Consider the following 24,637-nt stretch of genomic DNA (forward strand, 5'->3'; position numbering starts at 1 on the left):
GTCGCGCCTGGACGGCCGAACTTGCTGCTCCGCGACGTGCGCGAGGTCAGCCGCGAACTGGCCCAGCAACGGGAACGAGTGTTTGCCAGCGCCGCGAAATGTCTGATGGCTGCGGCGGAAGTCAGCGGCACGGCGACAAAGTTCGACGTCTCGGAGTTGGCGAGCCGGCATGGCGTCGCGGCCGACGTGCTGGGGGCCTGGCTCGATTTCCTGGGCCTCGGTTCACCCGGCGCAGCGAAGATCGATTCCTACTTCACGAACACCATCGCAAGCTCCGCGGGTTACGACTTCGTCAAAGGCTGGGGCAGCCACAGCACGCCGCTCCTGGTGGCCAATTCTTCGGATCAACACGTGCGAATTCCGGGCAACATGAAACCGCGCAGCGTGGCCGTGCATCCGTCCCCGAAGTTGCAGGCCGCAGTCGGCTGGCGCAGTCCAGTCGCCACATCCTTGCGCGTGGAAGGAAAAGTGACGCACGCGCATCCGGAGTGCGGCAACGGCGTCACGTGGTCGCTGGAACTGCGTCGCGGCAGCACGCGGCAGCGGCTCGTCAGTGGCTTCGCTCAAGGCAGCAAAGAAGGCAAAGTTGGCCCGATTGAGAGAATCGCGGTGCAGACCGGCGATCTTGTGTCCTTGTTGATCGGCCCGCGCGATGGAAATCACTCCTGCGACCTGACGGGGATCGACTTGTCCCTTTCTCCGACCGGGGAAGGCGGGCGTGAATGGAACCTGGCGCGCGATGTGTCGGATGACGTGACCGCGGGCAACCCGCACGCCGACCGTTTCGGCAATGAGGGGATCTGGCACTTCTACACCGAGCCTGATCAGGGCGGCAACGAGTTGGGACCGGTGATTCCCGCCGGTTCTTTGCTGGCGCGTTGGCAATCTTCGGAGCGCACGGAGGAAAAGCAGAAGTTAGCCGAGGACTTACAGCGCTTGCTCACCTCCGGACCGCCGGAGAGCAAGGACAGTCCGGATGCGGCGCTTTATCGACAATTGGCTTCCCTGAGTGGGCCACTGTTCAGCGGGATAATCCGGGGAACTGCAAACTCGGCGAGCACTTCGGCTTCCACGAAAACGGATGCGCCCTTCCGCCTCACTCCAGCCCTCTCCCCAGGGGCCCCAGGGGAGAGGGAGAAGCGCAGGCCGGCTTCCAACAATCCAGACCCGTCCAGCCCTGCCACATCGCGGAACACGACACTCCCTCTCCCAGCGGGAGAGGGCCGGGGTGAGCGGGAACGCAGCCAAAAATCCGAAATCCGAAATCCGAAATCCGAAATCGAGAACGGCGAATGGTCTCTCGCTCCAGCGTTCTTTGGCCGCCACCCCAACGGCCAATCCATCGACTCCGCGAGCCTTTGCCTCCAGGCGCCTTCAGTCCTTGAGATTCGCTTGCCGGCTGATCTTGTCGAAGGCTGCGAATTTGTAACCACGGGAAGACTTCATTCCGATACGGGCGCGGAAGGCAGCGTTCAACTGCAGGCGCTCACGATGAAACCCGAGCGCGAATTGGGTTTGCTGCCGAGCGAGCTGACCGTGGCGCAAGTCAACGGCATGTGGACGTCGAATAACCGGCGGACTTCCCACGCCACGCCCATCGTCGTCAACGAAGGCAGCCAGGCGCGCCGCCGCATCGAAGCGGATTTCAACGCGTTCCGCACAATCTTCCCTGCGGCGCTTTGCTACACGAAGATCGTGCCCGTGGATGAAGTCGTGACGCTCACGCTTTTTTATCGCGAGGACGAACACTTGCGCCGGTTGATGCTCGACGACGCGCAGACCGCGAAGCTCAATGGGCTCTGGGACGACTTGCACTACGTGAGCCACGACGCGCTCACGCTCGTGGACGCCTTCGAACAACTCTGGCAATACGCGACGCAGGACGCCGACCCGAAAGTCTTCGAGCCGCTCCGCAAGCCCATCCAGGACCGCGCCGCCGCCTTCCGCCAGTTGCTCCTCGAAACGCAGCCGAAGCACGTCGAAGCCGTGATCGAGTTCGCCGACCGCGCGTATCGCCGTCCATTGGCGGAAACGGAGAAATCCGAATTGCGCGCTCTCTACCAGAAGTTGCGCGAGCAGGAGTTGCCCCACGAGGAAGCGGTTCGTCTCACGCTGGCGCGTGTGCTCGTCTCGCCGGCTTTCTTGTATCGATTGGAGAAGCCTGGCCCCGGCGTGGAACCGTCGCCGGTTTCAGATTGGGAATTGGCCAGCCGGCTCAGCTATTTTCTCTGGTCCACGATGCCGGATGCGGAATTGCGCCAGGTGGCCGCGGCCGGCCGCTTACGCGATCCGGACGTGCTGGCGGCGCAAGCCCGGCGCATGTTGCGGGACCCGCGCGCGCGCAGGCTGGCCACGGAGTTCGCCTGCCAATGGCTGCACGTTTACGCGTTCGATGAATTGGACGAAAAGAGCGAACGGCATTTCCCGACGTTCGCCGATTTGCGCGGCGCAATGTATGAAGAGCCAATCCAGTTCTTCACGGATTTGTTCCAGCGCAACGGCTCCGTCCTGGACATCCTGGACGCCGATTACACTTTTTTGAACGAGGCCCTGGCCCGGCACTACGAAATTCCCGGCGTGATGGGCGCGGACTGGCGGCGCGTGGAAGGCGTGAAGAAATTCTCGCGCGGCGGCATTCTCGGACTTTCCGCGACGCTGGCGAAACAATCCGGCGCCTCGCGCACCAGCCCAATCTTGCGCGGCAACTGGCTCGTGGAAGTGTTGCTCGGCGAAAAACTCCCGCGCCCGCCCAAAGAAGTGCCGCGTCTGCCGGAAGACGAAACCGCCACGGAAGGTTTGACCGTGAGGCAACTTGTCGAGAAGCACACCTCCGATCCGAATTGTCTTCGCTGCCACGCGCGCATCGACCCGTACGGCTACGCGCTCGAAAGTTTCGACGCCATCGGCCGCCGCCGCGAGAAGGACCTGGGGGATCGCCCCATCGACACCCGTGTAAAAGCGATGGATGGTGCGGAGTTCAACGGCATCGATGGCTTGCGCCAGTATTTGTTGACCCAGCGCCGCGATGCCTTTCTCCGACAATTCTGCCGGAAACTGCTCGGCTACGCGCTGGGGCGCGGCGTGCAGTTGTCAGACGAACCGTTGCTCACGGAAATCCAGGCGCGTTTGAAATCAAACGATTATCGGATTGTCATGGCCGTCGAGTCGATCGTCCGGAGCCGGCAATTCCGAGAGATTCGAGGCCGCGAATTCACGGCGGAGGAGTGAATTCGGAGCCCGCAGGGCGTTTTTCATCTGCGCGCAGGTTCAATCTCGAACTGCCGTCGGGAGCGGTGGAAGCAAACATCGAACTCTTCGAAGAAATTCACCTGCCCCAACAGCAAGGGTACATTTTCGGAGCGGGTACACGCGAAGACGAGCGACACCAGTGGGAAGTTACTCACCTGCGCTTCGACCAGCAAGGCGCGCGCCTCCTGCGCGGCTAGGTTTCCTGCAAGCGTTACGCGGGTCGTTTGGGCTTCCCACACCGCGCCAAGCCGCACGCCAAGTCCGTACGGGAGCACGTTGACCGTCGCACCAGAGTCGAGCAGTCCGTGGACCTGCATCGGTTCATTGTCCTTGAATCGCAGTTGCAGCGGCACAACCGGCATGAGCGCGGCATCGCCACGCCCTGAAGCAATCGGCAGGTAGGCAAAGCGGGCAGCCATGACTCAGTTGAGTTGCGTTTCGTCGCGTAGGTATTGAGTCAGGGTAGCGGCAGCGTCGTGCGCCTCAAAGGGGGACCATACGGGATACTCCGAGCCTTGCAGCAGGCCTCCTTCAGCCTGCGCCAGTTCCGTAGTCAGGAATTGAACCGCTCGATATTTGTCGGCGCGGGGCAGCTTGTGAAGAACGGGAAGAAGTTCGTCGAGTTTCATGCTCGTAAGTTTAAGGAATCAACGACTTTTTGCCGATTATCTTCGCCAGTGCGCCAGCGCGCTCAAATATAAATCAAGCGTTTCAAGGTCCTCGAAAAACTTGCGGCCCACCTGCGTCGGGAGCATTATTAAGCGAGCACCAAATTACGCTTATGACCACACACCAATTCTCCCGTCGCACGTTTCTCCGCGGGGTCGGCGTCACCATGGCGCTGCCCTGGCTGGAATCGCTCAACGTCTGGGGCGACACGCCCACGGTGACCAGGCCCGCCAGCGAGGCCCCCGTGCGCTTGGCAGTCCTTTTCGCTGGGAACGGATTTCACAGCAAGGAATGGTGGGCAAAGGGCGAAGGCAAGAACATGGAACTGGGCAAGGTCCTCGCGCCGCTCACTGACTTCCGCGAAAAGATGCTCTTCATCCGCGGCCTCTACAATGCCGAGGCCCTCAAGGGCAACATCCACAGTTCCCAGACGGGGAATCTGCTTTCCGGCGCGCCGCTGGCCTCGGGCGGCGAGATTCGATCCGGCACCAGCATCGATCAATTGCTGGCGCAGCGTTACGGGCACTCGACCAAAGTGCCGAGCCTCGTGCTCGGTTGCGAGAAATCGAATCCGTCCGTGCACAAAAACTATTCGATGCTTTACAGTTCGCACATCTCGTGGACCTCGCCGACTACGCCGACGCCGCTGGAGATTTATCCTGCGCTCGCCTTTGACCGGCTCTTCAAGGACGAGGCGCAACGCGGCGACAAAAGCGTGCTCGACGCGGTTCTCGCTGACGCGAACGACCTCCGGCGCCACATCAGCACCACGGACCGGCGCAAGCTCGACGAATACCTCGACTCCGTTCGCGACGTGGAGCAACGCATCGAGCAAGCCGGCCAGAAGGGCGAGTTGCAGGGCTGGCGCCCGACGCTGGCGCAGCCGAACATCCCGCGCCCGCCGGACGGCATCCCGCAGGACATCGGCGAGCACATGCGCTTGATGTGCGACATTCTGGTGCTCGCGTTCCAGACCGACACGACGCGCATTTGCACGCTCAAGTTGAACAACGACCATTCTTCGTTGCGCTTCCCGAACCTCGGTGTGGATTACATGATTCACCATCTGCTCTCGCACTCGGACACCTCGGACTGGCTGAAGGTGAACCAGTTTTTCCTGGAGCAAGTCGCGTACATCGCGCGCAAGCTCGACGCCATTCAAGAAAGCGAACGCACGGCGCTCGACAATACGATGCTCCTCTTCCTGTCGAGCATGCTGACCGGCAGCCATGACGCGACGCAGTTACCGGTCGTGATGCTGGGAGGCGCGGGCGGCCGCGTCAAAGGCGGCCGCGTGCTGGATTTCAAAGAGAAACCGGAGCGCCAGATGTGCCGCCTTTATCTTTCGATGATGGACAAGATGGACGTGCGCCTCGGCAAGTTCGGCGACGCGCCGGAACCGCTGGCTGAGGTGTAAGAGCATAGCAGCGTATTGAAGAAGTACGACCGAGGGTGGGCGCATTCTGGTCGCAGCCAAAGCTGACTACGCGGGGAAGAAGCCCGGCGCCAAGAAATGCAAGAAAAGTCCCGCGAGTTCGTCCAGAAAGGCGCTGACAAAGCAGGGCGTGAAAGCGGCCGAAGCGACAATTTCTTGCGGCGCTTGCTCCTGAACCCTGGTAAAACGTTCGGCAAATGAACGACTACGAGTTCACGAAGATCGCAGTGGCTGTCTTGAACCAAATCGTTCGCTCGTTCACGGCGAAGAGGCACAAGGAATCGCTCCGAGGAGCGGCTAAGAAAAGAGATAGGTGCATCCCGTTCCGCCGCGAACCTATGCAACTCCAAGCGAAGTTTCGGCAATACAGGAAGATGCTTGCCAAGAAGACCTCACGTAACTCGAAATGGCATGAAGGCGAAAGAATCAAGGAACAACATCGGCCGAACGCATGGCAGAATCGCTGAAATATCCACCGGGACAGGGAGCCGATAACGTGTTGCTGCGTCTTCGCGAAGATTACGAGCAAGCGGTTCTCGACTTGTTTGAGTCGGACGACGCCGATGAAGTTCGTCCCGCGCTAGAAGTAGTTGGGCACACATCCAACTTTCTCGACAACTTGCGGCTTCCGATTCACCGTTGGTTTCGCTACAGTGCGGGCTTTTCGGCGGAGTGGGTGAAGTGGTTGCTGGCCGAACGAAAGGGCCAAGAACTGCGGGTGCTCGACCCGTTCGTCGGTTCGGGCACGACGTGTCTCGCATGTGACGAGATGGGCGTCGAATCTTACGGGTTGGAGGCGCATCCATTTGTTCATCGCGTCGCCAGGGCCAAACTTGCTTACACCGCCGACCCGGAGCGGTTTCTAGCCAAGGCGGATCGCGTGTTTCGGTTCGCCAGAACGGCGCAGGCTGCAAACGATTACCCGGAACTCATCCAAAAATGTTTCGGTCCTGAGACGCTCGATTTTCTGGATCGCTTCCGTCAGGCCGTTGAAAAGGAACAGGATGGCACGCGCGAAGCGGAGTTGCTTTGGATGGCTTTAGTGTCAGCCTTGCGCGTCACGTCCGAAGCGGGTACGGCGCCGTGGCAATACGTGTTGCCGGGCCGACGCAAGACGGCGCCTCCGTCTCCTGAAACCGCGCTGCACAACGCAGTCCTGACGATTGCGAGTGACATCCGTTTTATGGCGCGTCGGGCCAAGCCGTTGGCGAAATTGCATGCGGACGACGCGCGAACGTGCGGGACTGTTCCGGGTGGCTGGGCCACGCTCGTCATTACGTCACCGCCTTACGCGAACAACTACGATTACGCCGACGCGACGCGGCTAGAGATGGCGTTCATGGGCGAGATTCGTGGGTGGGGCGATCTACAGGAGGCGGTGAGAAGACATCTGATCCGCGCCTGCTCGCAGCACGTACCGCCGAACTCAGTGAATCTGGACAACGTGCTGGCGTCGCCGGAACTTGCACCCATCCGTGATGAGATTGTGCCGGTCTGCGGCGAGCTCTCGGCGGTACGGCTGGAGCGGGGCGGCAAGAAGACCTACAACAACATGATCGCCTGCTACTTCCTCGACTTGGCCCAGGTGTGGCGGGCGCTGCGCCGCGTGTGCGCATCACCGTGTGAGGTTTGCTTCGTGATTGGCGATTCTGCGCCTTATGGCGTTTACGTGCCGGTCATCGATTGGCTCGGCAAGCTCGCGCAGGCTGCGGGATTTGAGTCGTGGACCTTCCGGAAACTCCGAGACCGAAATACCAAGTGGAAGAATCGCAAACATCGCGTGCCGCTGTGCGAAGGTCATCTGTGGCTTCGCGGTTGACCTATGGCTGAATCCTACGCTCATCGGTGGGGACAAATCATCGGTGACGTCTTCGAGCAGTTTGTTCGCCACATGCTCAGGAGCATCGCGGATAAGCACGGACTATATCTCGACTTCAAGAAGCCGCGGCGCGCGAGGGCGAAGCAAGGCGGCAGAGACTTGTCAAAAGTGATGTGGCGGGATTCTTACGGCAATCGTCACGACTTGGACTACGTGCTTGAGCGAGGCGGGACAGAAGATGAGCTCGGTGTTCCCGTTGCATTCATCGAATCCGCGTGGCGCAGATACACCAAGCATTCCAAGAACAAGGTCCAGGAAATAGAAGCCGCAGTCTTGCCGATCGCGCTGACCTTCGCACGTAGTCAGCCGTTCTGCGGCGCGGTGCCCTCGGGCGAGTTCACGCGCAATGCGCTGGCGCAGCTTGAATCGAAAGGTTTCTCCGTCCTTCACATCCCGTACGAATCCATCATCGAGGCGTTCCAGCAGATTGGAATTGACGCTTCATCCGTGGACCGCGTGACGAGTGAGGAGGAATTTCAGCGGAAGATCGCGCAATGGGAGGAACTGCCGCAGTCAGAGTCAATAGACAAGTTTTTGAAGTCGCTTTACCGGCTGCACGCCGCTGGCGTGGCGGGGTTTCAATCGCAGCTGGAAGCATCACTGCTTCGCGGTGTCGTCTCGGTGCGTTTAGCTGTTCTACGAGGTCAGACTGTCGAGTGCTCCGACATCAAGAGCGCCATTTCTTACCTGATCGAAGAAGAGAAGGCCTACCGGTTGGGAGAAGAAGCCGAACAGCGCGAGATGTTTGAGATTCTCGTTCGTTTCAACAATGGGGCGAAGATCGAAGCCACATTCCCCACGCGACAGGAAGCTATTGCCTTCCTCAGAACTTTTGAGAAGGCATGAAGATCCTCCGTCTGACCTGGATCGCGGTCCAGGGTGATATTTACCGGCTCGGTTTTGTGTCGCTCGAAAGATCAATCCAGATTGCGCTGGTGAGTCTGTTTGCGACGAGCCTCTCACCTCTCGCCGCGGAGTCAAACGCCCAGCCTCATTGGGCCTTCCAGCCCATCGAAAATCCGTCCGCCCCCGTTGTGAAAAACATTACGTGGCCGCGCACGGCTATTGACCGATTCACTCTCGCCAAACTCGAAGAGCACGGACTGCACCCGGCTTCGCCCGCTGACAAACGCACCTTGCTTCGACGCGCGACCTTCGACCTCATAGGACTTCCGCCAAGACCCGACGAAGTCGATGCCTTTTTGGCGGACAAATCATCGGACGCATTCGCCAGAGTCATCGAGCGGTTGCTGGCGTCGCCCCGCTACGGCGAGCGTTGGGGGCGGCACTGGCTGGACGTCGCGCGTTACGCCGACTCGAATGGCATGGACGAAAACCTCGCTTACGCCAGCGCCTGGCGATATCGCGATTATGTGATCGCCGCCTTCAACACCGACAAACCTTACGACCAGTTCATCCTGGAGCAACTCGCGGGAGACCTCCTTCCGCCGGCGGGCGCCACCCGGGATTACGAGCGGATCATCGCCACCGGTTTTCTGACCATCGGTCCCAAGATGCTCGCCGAGGACGACCCGGTCAAAATGGAGATGGACATCGTCGACGAACAACTGGACACCGCCAGCCGCGCGTTCATGGGCCTGACCGTCGGCTGCGCGCGGTGCCACGATCACAAGTATGATCCGGTGCCGGCCAGGGACTACTACGCGTTGGCCGGCATCTTCAAGAGCACGCACACGATGGATAACTTCAAGGTCGTCGCGCGCTGGCAGGAACGCCCGCTCGGCCGACCGGAGGAAATCGAGCGGCTCGCGGCGCATCGCAAACGGATCGACGAGCAGCAGCGGCGCGTCAACGGGTTGATTGCCGAAGCCAATACGCAGTTGCTCCGCGAAGCCCGGTCGCGCGCGGCCGAGTATCTGCTTGCTGCGACCGAACCGCGTTTACGGGAGCAAAGGACTAAAGTGACGAATGAAAGCACTCCGGGCGCATCCACCAACGCGGCGCTCGGGCCGGAGTTCTTGAAGCAATGGGCGGCGTATTTGGAAAAGACGGAGAAGGACACCAACTCCGCACTGAAGCTGTGGCATGAATGGGTCGCGCGAGCGCAAGCGGAGCGCTCGGGAGAGTCGAAGTCGCCTGGGGTTGGCGACGCTCACCTCCCCCTCACCCCGGCCCTCTCCCTTGGGGAGAGGGAGAAAGGCATTCTGTCCTCGACTCCGGCTCAAACCACTCCCGGTCCGTCACTTCTTTCCTCGCAAGCGGGGAAAAGCGAGAAACTCCCGGAATCAACAGATACCCGATCTGCAGCCGACGGTGACTCCCTCTCCCCAAGGGAGAGGGCCGGGGTGAGGGGGAACGGAGCGTACCAATCACCCTGCGCGCAGGCTCTTTTCGGAGAGACCCCTCCACGCTCGCTTGCAGAACTGGCCCAACGTTACGGCGAACAATTCGCTCAGGCTGATCGGGCGTGGCAGCAACTGAAGTCTTCCACGAACGGCGCGAAGGCGGACAAACTCTCAGATCCGGTGCAGGAGTCCTTCCGGCAGATTCTCTATGCCCCCAAAGGGCCGTTCGAGCTGCCGAAGAATGCGGAGAGCGGTTTCACGACCAATCAGGCGGCCGAACTCAAAGAGGCTCGCGCGGCGTTGAAATCCTTCGAACAAAGCTTGCCCGTGTTGCCCGAAGCCATGGCGGTCTCGGATGGCGCCGTGCAAAACCTTCGCGTGCACATTCGGGGCAGTTATTTGAGCCAGGGCGATTTGGCGCCGCGCGGTTTTCTCTCTTCCATCCGCGCGCCGACCGGTCCGGCGATCTCCACGAACGACAGCGGACGCCTCCATCTCGCCAAATGGCTGACCGACCCCGATCATCCGCTAACCGCGCGGATCATGGTGAACCGCATCTGGCACGGACATTTCGGCGAGGGTCTGGTGCGGTCACCGGACAACTTCGGCACACTGGGCGAAAAGCCGACGCATCCGGAGTTGCTCGACTGGCTGGCGCGCTGGTTCGTCGAATCCGGCTGGAGTGTAAAGGCGATGCATCGGCTCGTCATGAATTCGGCGGTGTACCAGCAAGCGGGGCAAGGGGGAGTGGTCAGTGGTCAGTGGCCGGTGGCCAGTGATCAGTATTTAGTGATCAGTAATCGGTATTCAGTCAGTCGGTCCGCACCGGCTCAGCCGGCTGATCACTGGAAACTGAATACTGATTACTCACGCACAACCGGGATTGATTGGCGCTCACTGAATACTGATCACGGGTTACTGAATGGGGATTACCCCCGTCGCCTCGCGACGCTCGACCCCGAAAACCGACTTCTCAGCCATTTCCCACGCCGCCGCCTTGAAGCCGAAGCGATTCGAGACTCTATTCTCTACGTCAGCGGCGGTCTGGACTTGAAAATGGGTGGGTCGCTCTTGACGGTCTCGAATCGCGCGTACGTCACCAGCACTGCCAGCAAGCTTGACAGCGCACTCTTCGTTCAGCCACTCCGTTCAGTTTATTTGCCTGTGATTCGCAGCGCGCTCTACAACGTTTTCCAGATTTTCGACTTTGCCGATCCGAGCACGCTCAACGGCCATCGCGATCAGACGACGGTCGCGCCGCAGGCGCTGTTCATGATGAACAGCAAACTGGTCGCCGACGCTTCCCGGCGGCTGGCTGATACGTTGCTGGCGTATTCCGCCGGTGAAGGTGGGACGAGCGTCCTCGCGAGCCAATCGCCATCGACGCATGGCTCGGCAGGAGCCTCGCTCCACCAACCTTTACCAAGGGATTACTTGCTGGCCGGGAATTTACGCGACGATTCGGCGCGGCTGGAGAAACTCTATCGCACCGCCTTGAGCCGATCTCCGACCGAACCGGAACGGACCGCGGCGCTGAAGTATCTGGATCGGTACGCGGCGAAATCGGCCGATCGGGGAGTGTCGTCCGAGACAAGCCGCGTCAATGCCTGGCAAAGTCTCGCCCGGGTCGTGCTGGCATCGAACGAGTTTATTTATGTGGAGTAAACCGCCAATGAAACCCACCCCTTCGCCCCTCCCAGGAGGGGAAACATGCAACTGGCGCAGGAAACTCTGCTCCCCTCCCGGGAGGGGAAGGGGTGGGTTCACGGTTACTGCTCCTGTCACCAAGCAAAGCAGTCACTCATGAAACCCTGCGGCTGTCACCAATTCACACCGGTCTTCACGCGCCGCGAGATGTTGCGCGTCTCTGCGGCTGGCTTCGGCTATCTGGCCCTCGCGAGTTTGCTTGGCGAACAACGCCTCAGCGCGGCGAACGCTCCCACGCTCCCACGCTCCCACGCTCCGACGAACCCTCTCGCTCCCCAGGCGCCGCTCTTCCCGGCCCGCGCCCGGCGCGTCATCTTCTTGTTCATGCATGGTGGGCCGTCGCAGGTCGATACCTTCGATTACAAGCCGCTGCTGGAGCGCGACCACGGCAAGCCGCTGCCATTTCCCAAGCCGCGCGTCTTCTCGTCACAGACGAGCCACTTGCTAAAGTCGCCCTGGAAATTCCGCCAACACGGCCAGGGCGGCGCGTGGGCCAGCGAACTGTTTCCGAATGTGGCGCGGTGTGCCGACGAGATTTGTTTCCTCAGAGGCATGCACGGATCGAACTCGCGCCACGGCGGCGCGCTGCTGGAATTGCACACGGGCAGCGACACCTTCGTTCGGCCCAGCCTGGGTTCGTGGGTGAGCTATGGGCTCGGCACCGAGAACCGCGATCTCCCCAGCTTCATCACGATTTGTCCGACGTTATCGCACGGGGGCGTGAATGCCTATAGCTCGGCCTTCTTGCCGGCGATTCACCAGGCAACGGCGCTGGGCAACGCGGGCACACCATCGGCTCAAGCGCAAATTCCGTTCATCAAAAACGCCAACGACACGCCGCTCGATCTCCAGCGGCTCGAACTCGATCTGTTGCGCGAAATGAACGAGCGAAGGCTTGCGGACACCGGCCCGGATTCGGCCCTGGAAGCGCGAATCAATTCGTTCGAACTTGCGTTCCGCATGCAAATGGCTGCCCCGGAACTTCAGGACCTCCGCGGCGAAAGCGAGGCCACGAAAAAGCTCTACGGCCTGGACGATCCGGTGACGGCGAATTTCGGGCGGCAATGCCTGATGGCGCGGCGCTTTGCCGAGGCCGGAGTGCGCTTCGTTCAAGCCACGCACAGTTACAAGTGGGACCAGCACAGTGACCTGACCCGCGACCACGCCAAGAACGCCCGCGAGGTGGACCAGCCGATCGCCGCCCTCCTCATTGACCTCAAAGCCCGCGGGTTGCTCGACGACACGCTTGTGCTCTGGGGCGGTGAATTCGGCCGCACGCCGGTGACAGAATTGAACGGCGATGGCCGCGACCATAATCCGCATGGCTACACGATGTGGCTGGCGGGCGGCGGCGTGAAGCGCGGTTTCAGCTTTGGCGAGACCGACGATTACGGCTACTTCGCCGCGAAGGACAAAGTTCACGTCCACGATTTGCACGCGACCCTGCTGGCGCTGCTCGGCCTCGACCACGAGAAACTGACGTATCGCTACGCCGGCCGCGACTTCCGGCTGACGGATGTGCACGGGCGTGTCGTAAAGGAGGTTCTTGCATGATGCGCGGGTTTTATCCATGCATCGAAGTTGAAATGAGGAGCGCCCGCGCCCTCGCGTGCCGCGGTCGGCGCCCTCGCCGACCGCATTCAATCGGAGCGAACAGTCCCTACTCAGCACGATGGTTTCGACGGCGTTCCGACTGGCGAGGCGCCAGTCGAGACACGCGAGGGCGCGTATGCTCCCCAGTTGCGTCCGCATGAAAGCCTGGCTTTTCTACGGTTTCAACGACATGCGGCTGGAAGAGGTGCCCGTGCCACGCTGCAAACCCGGACACGTGCTCGTCCAGGTTTTGTGCGTGCAGCCCAGTGTCACGGAGGCGCAACTGGCCCGTGGGATTCGCACGCTGGCCTTCGACAAAATCAAAAGAAGGCTGGAAACCGAAGCTCCGGTCCAATTGTTCGGCCACGAATTCTGCGCTCGGATTCTGGAAACCGGCGCGGGCGTCTCAAGATTCCGCAAGGGCGACCGTGTCGCCGCGCGCGCCAAGCTCCCGTGCGGCGCCTGTCCGCTTTGCCTTTCTGCGCAGAGCGATCTCTGCCGCAGCGGGCCGATCATCGGATTCCAGCTTCCGGGTTGCTTCGCGGAATTTGCGCTTTTGCCGGAAATCGCTCTCGTCAAATTGGACGACCGGATTTCGGATCAAGAAGCGGCTTGCCTGCAATCGCTGAGCGACAGTGTCGCCGCCGTGGAAACGGCTGAGATTCGCATGGGCCAGTCCGTCGCGATCTTCGGGCAGGGCAGCATGGGACTCGAATGCCTGCAAATCGCGCGCGTGTCCGGCGCCGGCAAGGTTTTCACCGTGGACGTGCGCGAAGAGGCGTGCCGAATCTCGAGAGAGCTCGGCGCAGACCAGGCGATTAGCCCAAATGCTTGCGACGCCGTCGCCGCGATTCGCGAGTTGACCGGTGGGATCGGCGTGGACGTGGTTTTTGAGTGCGCGGGCGGCAGCCCCAAGCAAGGTTTGTCCGGCACGACTTCGCTGATGCAAGCCATGGGAGTGGTGCGATCGGGCGGCAAGCTGATCGGAGTTTCGTGGTTCGGCCAACCGATCGAGCTCGATGTCGATCTCCTGCGCGAACGAAGCTTGCGCTACCTTTTCCCCGACATCAGCACGCGCGCGCATCTGGAGCACACGGTGAGGCTGGCGGCGTCGGGGCGAGTGCGTTTGAAGCCGGTCATCACGCACACGCTGCACGGGATCGAAGCGGTGCCGGAGGCGTTTGAGATCACGGGGAACAAGGCTCAATACAAAGCGATCAATCCGGCGCAGGTGGTGTTGTGCCAAGGCGAAGGCCAGATGCCTCTGCAAAGTCTATGAGATCACCTGGATGCCTTCCAAAATGGATCGCCACGCGGTGACCGCGTCCGCGATGCTCAATATTTGTGCTGCGAAGGGTGAAGACGGCCACGCCATCGTTCGAGATGTTCGCGCGAGCGCCAAGTATTCCACCTTATCCGACAGGTGGAGGCCGCTCAAAGTGGGCCGAGTGTTGCCGCCTGCCTCCACCATTAGCACCGGCGTCAACTCAAAAGCGGATATCTTCCCTGGCGAAAATGGCCCAATCATCCGTATGTTGGCCGAAAACGACCTTGGGGTTGGATAAACTGAACATCTATCTCCCTCTACTGCCCCCGGAGCCAGTCCCATTCATTTCACCAGGTTCAGGCCGGCCAGTCCGAAATGAATAAGCTCATGGAAAGCCTCCTTTCCCTTACGGACCTGCTCTCTCCCCATGAACCCGGTAGGGCGAGTCCGTCCCGGCGAGCCGCTCGACGTGCCTGGACCACGTCCGACTCGGCTCGCTGGGGACAGGCTCGCCCTACCGCCATGTTCATGGAAAGTCCGCGCTGAGTGAACGCAAGCCTGACATTCGGAATGCTTTTGGGGCTGGAGCTGTTAGTTCCGCCGGTAGCTGCACAGCAGCCGAATGAGACCGAGTTGACATTCCAGCCGAACGGAACGGTCGCGGATCAGTCCCGGACGGATCGCAAGGAATTACCCGCGACCTTTCACGCGGCAGGTTGCCGCGCGAGGCGGGCTGGTAGCCCCCTCCACCCAGCCAGCTAGGGCCTCCACTGGCGTCGGCGCGTCCATCGCCCCCCGATTTCAATTGTTCGTCAGGAATTTGAGCAACTCGATTTGTTCGCGTGGATTGAGCGACTCCAGCAGCCCTTCCGGCATCAACGATTTCTCGCTCGGCGATCTCTGCGCGATTTCTGCTTTGGAGACCACGACCTGGTCCGTGGTGGTCCGGATCGTGAGCGCGCTCGGGGATTCGTTGATGAGCAGGCCCGAGACGGTGTCGCCGGCTTTGGTCTCGATCGTGGTCACTTGAAAATCCGTCCCCACCACGGCGTCGGGATCGATCACGTTCTCCAAAAAATAGCGGATTCCATTCTTGCCCGCGCTGGTGAGTTCGGGGCCGACGCGCGTGCCTTCGCCGCGAAGGACATGACATTGCGCGCAGAGTTTCTGGAAATGCTGCCGACCCGCGCCTGCGTCGTAAGCCCAGAGCGGCGCTTCATTGAAAATCTTCTCCTGCCGCGCGATCTCCAACTGTTTCTCTCCCGGACTTTGTTGAATCCTGCCCCAGACCGCGCCGACGCGCTGGTCCACTTCCGCGTTGCGCAAATCCGTAAGCTGGCGGACATGGAAAGCGGACAGTTGCTCGCGCTTGAACTGGCCCGAGGCGACCGCATCCAGCAAAGCGAGTGCGAACGAGGGACGGCGAGTCAGCGCGTTCATCGCGGCGGCCCGTTCGGGAATGGAAAACGTTTCGAACCGCCGCAGGATGGCTTCCGGAATTTCCGGCGCGTCGAAGCGGGCGAGGAGATTGAGGGCCTGGGCGCGCAAACTGGCGCCGTCGAGCAAACGCAGAAATGCCGGCAGCGACGCGCGATCTTGCGCGCGGCTCAAGACGGCGAATGCGTGCCGGCGCCACTCGGCATCTGCGTTTGCGTCGGCCAGAATTTCGCGGAGACGCGGAAACAGGGATGCGTCGCCAAAAACCGCCGCAAGCCGTTCCGCCTGGCGGTGCGCGCGCGGATCGTCGCTCGTGTAGAGTTTCGGCGCCACTCTGCGCCAGGCTGCCGGCATCGGCACGTTCGGCTGCGTTTCCATCGCCAGCGCGATTCCGATCAAGCGCCGCCGCAACGCGTCGCCCTGGAGTTTTTCGAGCGAGGCGACGACGCGATTCAACGCTTTGCCTCCGAACGTGGCGGCATACCAGTAGATGTAATCGCCAAGTTCAGGCAAGGGCGACTTCGCGGCGATGGCGAAAGCACGGTCGGGATTTTTCGGCATCCGGGCGGCGATTCCATGCCAGAGAAGGAAAGGCAAGTTTCGGTCCTCGCGATCTTCGCCGCGTCGCGCCAGGGCTTCCGCGATTTGCCACGCAGGCTTGTCACCGACTCGCTGAATCGCCGCAGCGAGGTGCAGGCGAACCACAGGCGACGCATCCTCATTCGCCAGGCGAACCAACTCGCGCTCCACCACAGGTTTCATCTCGCGATCGGTCCAGAGTCGAACGGCCCACGCGCGCACAAATTCATCCGGGTCCTTCCACGCCGCTTGGGAAAGTTCGAGGGAAAATCGGCCCACCGCGTTTGCCGCCCAGAGACCCCGTAGCCGCTGCGCCGGCGACGGGTCAGTCTTGGCCAGCTCGACGATGCGTTCGATAGCTTGCGGATCTTTGGGAAGCGAGTTGACATAGCGCTCGTGCAAGAGCCGCTGCGCCATCCGTGCGAACCACGCGTTCTTGTGCCGCAGCAGTCCGACCAGTTCCAGGTCAGTCATTGCGGCGAGGTTTACTTTCTTCGGCTTGTAGGTCGCGTCGTATTGGATGCGATAGATGCGGCCGTTTCCTCGGTCCCAGCGTTCCGTGTTCGGATTGTGGCAATGCTGCTGGTCGTACCAGTCGATGGTATAGACCGCCCCGTCCGGGCCATACTGCAAATCCACCGCGACATATTTTGGATCGCTGCAAAAGAATTGGTCGCGGCCCGCGTGGACGGTCTCGAACCCGGAGCCGAGCCGTTTGTTGACTTGATGATTGATCTGGTGGCCGCCGAGGTTGTGGGTGAACAGGTGCCCGCGAAATTCGTCCGGCCAGTTGTCGCCCAGATAAATCATCGTGCCGACGTGGGAATGCCCGCCGTAAATCGCGTCGCTGCCGCGCACGCCCGCGCCTCCCGCGCCGTGATCGTAACGGGCCGAGGCGAGCAGGTAGTTGCGGTAGCCGGGAAAATCCTCCGGCGGATTGGCGATGATGAACGGCGCGTGATTCGCGTTGGCCTGATTCCAGTAATGCCCGCCCTGGACGACGTGCGTGGTGCCGCCGCGACCCCAGTAGCTGCGGCAGTGCGTCATGAACAGTTGGCCGCGCTCATCGTAATCGAGTCCCCATTGATTGCTCCCGCCGTGCGCGAACACCTCGAACTGACGCGTGACCGGATGATACCGCCACACCCCCGCGCGCAATTCGGTTCGCCGCGAGTCCGGCGCGCCCGGCTTGCCGATGTGCGCGGTGTTGAACACGCCTTGATTTCCATAAAGCCAGCCGTCCGGTCCCCAGAGAAAACTGTTCAAACACTCGTGCGTGTCCTGATAGCCAAAGCCATCGAGCAACACTTGCGGCGGGCCGTCTGGAACGTCGTCGCGATCGCGGTCGGGAATGAACAACAGCTCCGGCGCCGCGCCCACCCACACGCCGCCATAACCCACCTCAAAACCGGAGACTAGATTCAAGCCCTCGGCAAAAACTTTGCGCGTCTCGAATTTGCCGTCCCCTTCGCGGTCCTCGAAGATCACGATCTTGTCGAGGCCTTGTCCGGCGGGCCGCTTGGCCGGGTACGAGTAAGCCTCCGCAGCCCAGATGCGGCCGCGCTCATCGAAAGCGAACGCGACCGGCTGGTGCAAATCCGGCTCGGCCACGACCAGTTCGGCGCGGAAGCCCTCCGGCAAATACATCTGCGCGACCGTCTGCTCCGGCGGCGTGCGCGGCGGCACCGGCATGGGGTTGGGCTTGAGATGCTGGAGGACCGGGCTGGTCCTGAGGCGTTCGACCTGTGGCAGCGGCGGCTCGGCGCGAAGCACGGTGCTCAGAACGGCGCCGGCAATTGCCGCGGCGGTGAGGATGGAATTTGGCGGGAACTTGGATTCGTTGGATCGCACAACATCCGAATACTGAAGCCGGCCCGCTTTGTCAAAAGCGTTGCCTGGGCCAGCAATTCTCAGTTTGACCCCGGTAGGGCGAGCCCGTCCCGGCGAGCCGTGGCCGGCGTATTGGGAACACGTTGGAGGCGGCTCGCCGGGACGGGCTCGCCCTACCGGGGAAACGTTCATCTAAGGGTCTGTGCAAAAATAAATTCCGGTTTTGCTGGAGGCGATTTCGCTTTCTGGCGAGGCACGACGAAGGAGCATAGCCAGGGCTCTGCGACTGAGGAGAAACGAAGCCAGAAAGCGAAATCGCCCCAGCCCTCCGGGGCCAGGCGGGGCATGGCCGGCTGCGGCGTTGCTCGTCGGTCACAGCCCCAAAACGGGGATGCTCCCTCCTCGCGCCTTGCATCCGGCCAGGCGGCGCTCCCGCCAAAACCGGAAGTTATTTTTGCACAGACCCTAAGGGAGAGGCGTGGTCGGCGAGGGCGCCGACCACGGCACGCGAGGCGCGTGCGGTCCCCGAGACGGAAATTGTCTGCTTGTGTGAAGGGGGCGGCTGGCGTATTTAGATACCCGCGCAGTTCGGGTGCCTCCGTTACGAAAGCCGAAACGCCCGCGAGACGAGCAGGCGCATACACAGGAACCAGGGGCGAGCTAAGCTAAACCGCAAGTTAACAAAGCGACAAGACTATGAGTGCCACCAGCAATCTCTTAAGCGAACTCAAACAGCACAGCATTATCGTCGCTGACACCGGCGACTTTGAGAGCATCCGGAAATACCAGCCGCGCGACGCCACGACCAATCCCAGCCTCCTGTTCAAGGCCGCTCAGATGCCCGAATACCACGAGATCGTGGATCGCGTCCTGGCCGACGCCAAGCAAGGCTCCGCTCCAGCGAGCAAGACCCTGGAGATCGTGCTCGACAAACTCGCGGTGGCCTTTGGCGTCGAGATTCTGAAAATCGTCTCGCACCGCGTTTCGACCGAAGTGGACGCGCGGCTGAGCTTCGACCTGCCCAGCTCGATTGAGAAAGCGCGGACGCTGATCGGCTATTACGAGAAGGCCGGCATTACCAAGGAACGCATCTTGATCAAGGTCGCCTCGACCTGGGAAGGCATTCAGGCCGCCAAACAACTGACCCGCGAGGGCATCCATTGCAACCTGACCTTGCTCTTCTCATTTGCCCAGGCCGTCGCTTGCGCGGAAGCCGGAGTGCAGTTGATCTCGCCGTTCGTGGGCCGGATTTTGGATTGGCACAAGAAATCCACGGGCAAGGATTATCCGCCGGCTGAAGATCCGGGCGTTCGGTCCGTGACGCGGATTTACAATTACTACAAGAACTACGGCCACAAGACCGAGGTCATGGGCGCGAGTTTCCGGAACGTCGGCGAGATTCTCCAACTGGCTGGCTCCGACCTCCTGACAATCAGCCCGACGCTGCTCGAAGAGCTGCAAAAGACCAGCGGCACGGTCGCGCGCAAGCTCAGCCCCGAAAGCGCCGCCGCGTCCAAAGAGCCGAAGATTTCGCTGGACGAGAAAGCCTTCCGCTGGATGCACAACGAAGACCAGATGGCGACGGAGAAACTATCCGAAGGGATCCGCCTCTTTGCCGCCGACACGGTCAAGCTGGAGATGTTCATCGCGGAGAAGCTCAAGGGGTAATCAGACTCAATGCAACATCGGGTGCGGGTTGGGGCGCCGGATGAGTTCCGCATCCAGGTCGAGATAGAAGTCCAGCCGCCCGTCCGTCTCGGCCCCGTCGATTTCCCGCGCCATCAAGATGTAGGTGGCGTAGTGGTTGCCTTCCGACTCGACCAGGCTCGCGTAAAACTGCGCCAGTTCGGGGTCCACAGCCTTCAATTCGCGCGCCAGAATTTGGAACTTCTCGCAGCTCCGGCCTTCGATAAACGCGGCGCAGATCAGGTGATCGATCACCTGCGGGCGGACGCCGCTGCGGATGCTCTGCATCAGGCCGGAGATCCATGGACTGTGTTGCGGCTGGCCGAAGGGAATGCCCCGCCGCTTCAGCAAATCCAGGACGAGTTGGAAATGTTGCAGTTCCTCGATCGCAATCGCGTTCAGTTGCTCCACTTTGGGATAGAGCGCCCGGTACTTTTCGAGGTTGAGCGCGCTGGAGGCGGCTTTACGTTCCAGATGGGCGTGATCCACCAGAACGTCGGGCAAGCCGCCCAAAACTTTCGGCAGCCAGTCTGACGGAATCTTCTCGCGGAACAGGAGCATGACCACTCAGCTAAATACCCAGCCGGTCCCAGCGCCAGTGGCAGGCCGAGAGGCCGTAGATCAAGAGGCAGAACAACGCCAGGGTCACGATCAACAGGAGGATCGGGAAGACCAGGACGGGAGGATTGCTGGAATGGCCGCGGCGCTTCTTCTTCCGCAGCCATCGTCGAACATGGTTACTCATGACCCGCGATGAACCTCATATTGTGAGAGAAACATCGAAATCGAACTCTTGGAGAACATTTGTGCCGTCCTCGGCCTTTCCTTCAACTCTGCCGCCCACGCCGGAAAGTTTTTCCTGCAATTAGACGCGGAAGTCAACGGAAAGGTCTCAAATCGCAAACCGCGTATCCCCTCAGTTAAGGGTCTGTGCAAAAATAAATTCCGGTTTTGCTGGAGGCGATTTCGCTTTCTGGCGAGGCACGACGAAGGAGCATAGCCAGGGCTCCGCGACTGAGGAGAAACGAAGCCAGAAAGCGAAATCGCCCCAGCCCTCCGGGGCGGGGCGGCGCCTGGCCGGCTGCGGCGTTGCTCGTCGGTCACAGCCCCAAAACGGGGATGCTCCCTCCTCGCGCCTTGCATCCGGCCAGGCGGCGCTCCCGCCAAAACCGGAAGTTATTTTTGCACAGACCCTAAGGCGGAGAGAGGACTCCTGCCGAGCCAATGCCATCGAAGAAAAGCTCCGCAGGAGCGTCGCCCCACCGCCGTTAACTGAGGGGTCGCCGAATCGCAGAACTTTCCTTGCCAGCACTTCCGCGCTCCCTACACTCCGCGCGCGCAATGGTTGATCTGAATTCGCTGAACCCCGAACAACGCCTCGCGGTTGAAACGATCCACGGCCCCGTCCTCATTCTCGCCGGCGCCGGCACCGGCAAGACCCGCGTCATCACTTACCGGATCGCCCGGCTGATCGAGCGCGGGATTGCGCCGCAGAACATCCTGGGCGTTACGTTCACCAACAAGGCCGCGCGCGAAATGCAGGAACGCGTCGCGAAACTCATGCCGCGCTCCGGCCAGGGCGCCAGCAAATCAGGAGCCTCGAGCCAGGAGTCCACGGAGGCGCGGCCGACGGTTTGCACGTTTCATTCGTTCTGCGTCCGCGTTCTGCGCCGCTACATCGACCGGCTCGGCTATAAACGTAATTTCGTCATCTACAGCGAATCGGACCAACTCGGCGCCATCAAAAAGATTCTGAGCCAGATCGCGACGAAGGGCGAAAAAGCTGATCCGGCTGCGGTGTTGAGTTTGCTGAGCCGTTATCGGAACGGAGGCGCGCGGGCAGCGCCCCTGGCTGACGAGAACGTCGCCGCCATGGCCGAGCGCGTGCGTTCCCGTTACGAAACGGCGCTGCACGCGTGTAATGCCGTCGATTTCGATGATCTAATCCTGCTCACGCTGCGGCTGTTTGTGGAGCATCCGTCCGTGCTGGAAGAGTGCCGCGCGCGCTATCGCTACGTGATGGTCGATGAATACCAGGACACCAACGCCGCGCAGTTTCAGTTGGTGCACGCGCTGGCCCTGAAGCATCGGAATCTGTGCGTGGTAGGCGACGATGACCAGAGCATTTACGGCTGGCGCGGCGCAGAAATCGCGAATCTGCTCGACCTGGAAAAGCACTTTCCCGAAGTCAAAGTGATCAAGCTGGAGCAGAACTACCGGTCCACAAACACGATCCTGACCGCGGCCAATGCGCTGATCAAAAACAACGTCCGGCGCCGCGGCAAACAGCTCTGGTCCGGCAACGGGCAAGGCGCGAAAATCGCGTTGCGCGCGTTCGAGAGCGACGAAGCCGAAGCGCGCGCGCTCGCGGAAGAGATCGAATTCGCGCGCCAGATTCGGCGGATTCCCTGGTCGGATCAGGCGGTTTTGTTCCGGACGAACGGCCAATCCCGCGCGTTGGAGACGGCGCTGCGGCAGGCCGACATTCGGTATCATTTGATCGGCGGCCAGAGTTACTTCGACCGGCGCGAGATCAAGGATTTTATGGCCTACCTCAAACTGCTGGTCAACCCGCACGATGATGCGAGCTTGCTGCGCGTTGCGAACGTGCCTCCACGCGGCCTGAGCGAGGCGACGATGGAGCGTTTGCTTGCGGCCAGCCAGGAGCGGAAATCGTCCGTGTACGCCGCCATGTTGAACAGCGCGTCGCAAACGACGCTTCCACCGCGGGCGCAGGAGCGCGTTTCCGGATTTGTGGCGTGGATCGAGCGGACGCGAGCCGCGCTGGCCGCGGACCAGAATCTTTCCCTGGCCAATTGGGCGGAGCGCTGGCTGAGCGAGATCGGTTACTTCGACGATTTGCGCCGATCCGAGAAGGATCCCGATGCGGGCGAGAGCCGCATCCGCAACTTGCGCGATCTGGCCGCCACGCTCGATGGCTCCGGCGGCTCCGAACCTCCGATGGAACGCCTGCAAACCTTCCTCGAAGACCTGATGCTCGACACGGAGCGAGAGGACAAAGAGCCGGAGGGCAACGCCGTGACATTGATCACGATGCACAGTTGCAAAGGCCTGGAGTTTCCTCACGTTTATGTTGTGGGCCTGGAAGACGGTCTCTTGCCTCACGCCCGCTCCAAAGAGGAAGGGACCCTCGATGAGGAGCGCCGCCTGTTTTACGTCGCCATCACGCGCGCCATGGTGACGCTGCGGATCAGCTACTGCACGGGCCGCAAGAAATACGGCCAGAGCCTGCCGTGTTATCCGTCGCCGTTCCTGAAGGAATTGCCCGAACACCTCCTCGAACTGGCGGATGAGCACGGGAAAAAACCGGTCACGGTCCAATCCGGGAAAGAGATGTTCGCCAATCTGCGCGCGGCTTTGAAGCTGGGCGGTTGACAAGTAGCGCAGATTTTCTCGTCCTCGTAATCGCGGCAATCGAGGACGAATTTGCCTGGGGTTGACGTACTGACGTACTGAGGAGGTCGCAGGATAGGCGACAGTTCCTTCCCCCTCACCCCGGCCCTCTCCCCCGGGGAGAGGGAGAATCGTTTGCCGGATTCCGACAAGCTGAGCGTGGCGGATCGGTCGATACGCCGGTGCAGTTCCCTCTCCCTGAGGGAGAGGGCCAGGGTGAGGGGCGGCGTCCAATAACCAAGCGCTGTAGCTTATCCCACGGACTGCACAGTAACGTCCGTGCTCAAAAGGCTTGAAAGGCGACGGGCTTGAGTCAAGTTTTCCCCGATGAATCCTGAACTTTTGATCGGCGCGCGGCTTGCAGCGACGCAGTGGCTTTCGGGGCTTCTCTTGGCCTCGGGACTGGCATGAACGACTTGGATGCCATCGCCAAAGCGCTTATCGCTCCGGGCAAAGGGATCCTCGCTGCGGACGAAAGCTTGCCTGCGATCGAAAAGCGATTTGGCGCGGTGAATCTTGCGTGCACGGAAGAGACGCGGCGCGCGTACCGCGACATGCTGTTTACCACCCCCAGCCTGCACCGGTTCATCAGCGGCGTGATTCTTCACGAAGAATCTCTCCGCCAATCGACCGCCGATGGCGTGGCGTTTCCCGAATGGCTCTCCAAGCAAGGCATCGTGCCGGGAGTCAAGGTCGATCTGGGCACCAAACCGCTTCCGCGATTTCCGAAGGAACAAATCACGCACGGCCTCGACACGCTGGCGGACCGTTTGCCCGAATACAGGCAACTGGGCGCCCAATTCACGAAATGGCGGGCCGTGATCGAAATCAACGACGGCCTTCCGACTTCCTTTTCCATCGCGGCGAACGCCCAGGCGCTCGCGAGCTACGCGGCCATTTCGCAAGAGGCCGGCTTGCTGCCCATCCTCGAACCGGAAGTGCTGATGGCTGGCACGCACTCGATCGAGCATTGCTACGAAGTCACGGCCGCGACGCTCCGCAGCGTGTTTGACGCGCTGATGGACCACCGCGTCGCGCTCGAACAACTGGGACTCAAACCGAACATGATTGTGGCGGGAACAAACTGTCCACATCAGCCCGGGCCGAACGAAGTGGCGCGCCGCACGATTCATTGCTTGCGGCGGGTTGTGCCCGCGTCGGTGCCGGGGATCTTTTTCCTGTCAGGAGGCCAAGCGCCGGAACGCGCCACGCAGCATCTGCATGCGATCAACTCCATGAGCCGCGCGCCGTGGGAACTCAGTTTTTCTTTCGCGCGGGCGTTGCAAGAACCCGCCTTGAAAGCCTGGAAGGGAGAGCCGGCGGGCGTCGTGGCGGGGCAAAAAGCGCTCTACCACCGCGCCAAGTGCAATTGCGCCGCCCGCTACGCCAAGTATTCGCCGGAAATGGAGAAGCAGGTGTAGAAGCCGACCCTGGAACTCTCAATTCGATCCGTCCGGCCTCAGCAATTCTTCCCATGAACCGTCTCCTCGGACCGCGGCCTTTAGGCCGCTTCAACGCCGAACTCGAGAGCGGGGCCGGAAGCAGCCTGAAGGCTGCGGTCCGCGCAGTTTTCGGTTCATGGACCA

At 61.2% G+C, this 24,637-nt stretch carries 14 protein-coding genes; 10 read left to right on the forward strand and 4 right to left on the reverse strand.

Features of this window, described 5'->3' with window-relative positions:
• Positions 1–369: 369 nt before the first annotated feature.
• On the forward strand, positions 370–3,228 hold the full coding sequence (locus tag FJ398_01250) for a DUF1592 domain-containing protein (protein ID MBM3836581.1): 2,859 nt from the start codon (positions 370–372) through the stop codon (positions 3,226–3,228).
• A 23-nt stretch (positions 3,229–3,251) separates the two neighbouring features.
• Here FJ398_01250 and FJ398_01255 read toward each other — a convergent pair whose 3' ends face one another.
• A complete protein-coding gene (locus tag FJ398_01255; protein ID MBM3836582.1) occupies positions 3,252–3,668 on the reverse strand; it encodes a retroviral-like aspartic protease in 417 nt (138 codons plus the stop codon).
• A gap of 3 nt (positions 3,669–3,671) precedes the next feature.
• Positions 3,672–3,878: a hypothetical protein gene (locus tag FJ398_01260; protein ID MBM3836583.1), complete on the reverse strand. Its 207-nt coding sequence runs from the start codon at positions 3,876–3,878 to the stop codon at positions 3,672–3,674.
• A 152-nt stretch (positions 3,879–4,030) separates the two neighbouring features.
• On the opposite strand from FJ398_01260, the gene FJ398_01265 reads away from it, so the two are divergent.
• The 6 genes from FJ398_01265 (at position 4,031) to FJ398_01290 (ending at position 14,117) form a co-directional block, all read left to right on the forward strand.
• Entirely contained in the window at positions 4,031–5,335 is a 1,305-nt protein-coding gene (locus FJ398_01265) for a DUF1552 domain-containing protein (GenBank protein MBM3836584.1), read from the forward strand.
• Positions 5,336–5,972: 637 nt separating this feature from the next.
• On the forward strand, positions 5,973–7,172 hold the full coding sequence (locus FJ398_01270; protein ID MBM3836585.1) for a site-specific DNA-methyltransferase: 1,200 nt from the start codon (positions 5,973–5,975) through the stop codon (positions 7,170–7,172).
• A gap of 3 nt (positions 7,173–7,175) precedes the next feature.
• A complete protein-coding gene (locus tag FJ398_01275) occupies positions 7,176–8,078 on the forward strand; it encodes a DNA methylase (GenBank protein MBM3836586.1) in 903 nt (300 codons plus the stop codon).
• Positions 8,075–11,203 (forward strand): DUF1549 domain-containing protein, encoded by a 3,129-nt coding sequence (locus FJ398_01280; GenBank protein MBM3836587.1) that lies wholly within the window; start codon positions 8,075–8,077, stop codon positions 11,201–11,203. Before FJ398_01275 ends, FJ398_01280 begins: the two co-directional genes overlap by 4 nt.
• Before the next feature lie 189 nt (positions 11,204–11,392).
• On the forward strand, positions 11,393–12,799 hold the full coding sequence (locus tag FJ398_01285; GenBank protein ID MBM3836588.1) for a DUF1501 domain-containing protein: 1,407 nt from the start codon (positions 11,393–11,395) through the stop codon (positions 12,797–12,799).
• A 196-nt stretch (positions 12,800–12,995) separates the two neighbouring features.
• A complete protein-coding gene (locus tag FJ398_01290; protein MBM3836589.1) occupies positions 12,996–14,117 on the forward strand; it encodes a zinc-binding dehydrogenase in 1,122 nt (373 codons plus the stop codon).
• 789 nt (positions 14,118–14,906) lie between these two features.
• On the opposite strand, the gene FJ398_01295 is transcribed toward FJ398_01290, so the two are convergent.
• Complete coding sequence (locus tag FJ398_01295) at positions 14,907–18,143, reverse strand: hypothetical protein (GenBank protein ID MBM3836590.1); 3,237 nt, start codon at positions 18,141–18,143, stop codon at positions 14,907–14,909.
• A 504-nt stretch (positions 18,144–18,647) separates the two neighbouring features.
• On the opposite strand from FJ398_01295, the gene tal reads away from it, so the two are divergent.
• Positions 18,648–19,619 (forward strand): transaldolase, encoded by a 972-nt coding sequence (gene tal / locus FJ398_01300; GenBank protein ID MBM3836591.1) that lies wholly within the window; start codon positions 18,648–18,650, stop codon positions 19,617–19,619.
• A 6-nt stretch (positions 19,620–19,625) separates the two neighbouring features.
• On the opposite strand, the gene FJ398_01305 is transcribed toward tal, so the two are convergent.
• Positions 19,626–20,198: a tRNA-(ms[2]io[6]A)-hydroxylase gene (locus FJ398_01305; protein MBM3836592.1), complete on the reverse strand. Its 573-nt coding sequence runs from the start codon at positions 20,196–20,198 to the stop codon at positions 19,626–19,628.
• Between the two features lie 780 nt (positions 20,199–20,978).
• Here FJ398_01305 and FJ398_01310 point away from each other — a divergent pair.
• On the forward strand, positions 20,979–23,033 hold the full coding sequence (locus FJ398_01310) for a DNA helicase UvrD (protein MBM3836593.1): 2,055 nt from the start codon (positions 20,979–20,981) through the stop codon (positions 23,031–23,033).
• Positions 23,034–23,458: 425 nt separating this feature from the next.
• Positions 23,459–24,472 (forward strand): fructose-bisphosphate aldolase class I, encoded by a 1,014-nt coding sequence (locus FJ398_01315; protein MBM3836594.1) that lies wholly within the window; start codon positions 23,459–23,461, stop codon positions 24,470–24,472.
• Positions 24,473–24,637: the final 165 nt, after the last annotated feature.

This window comes from Verrucomicrobiota bacterium (assembly GCA_016871535.1).
GTDB lineage: Bacteria > Verrucomicrobiota > Verrucomicrobiia > Limisphaerales > SIBE01 > VHCZ01.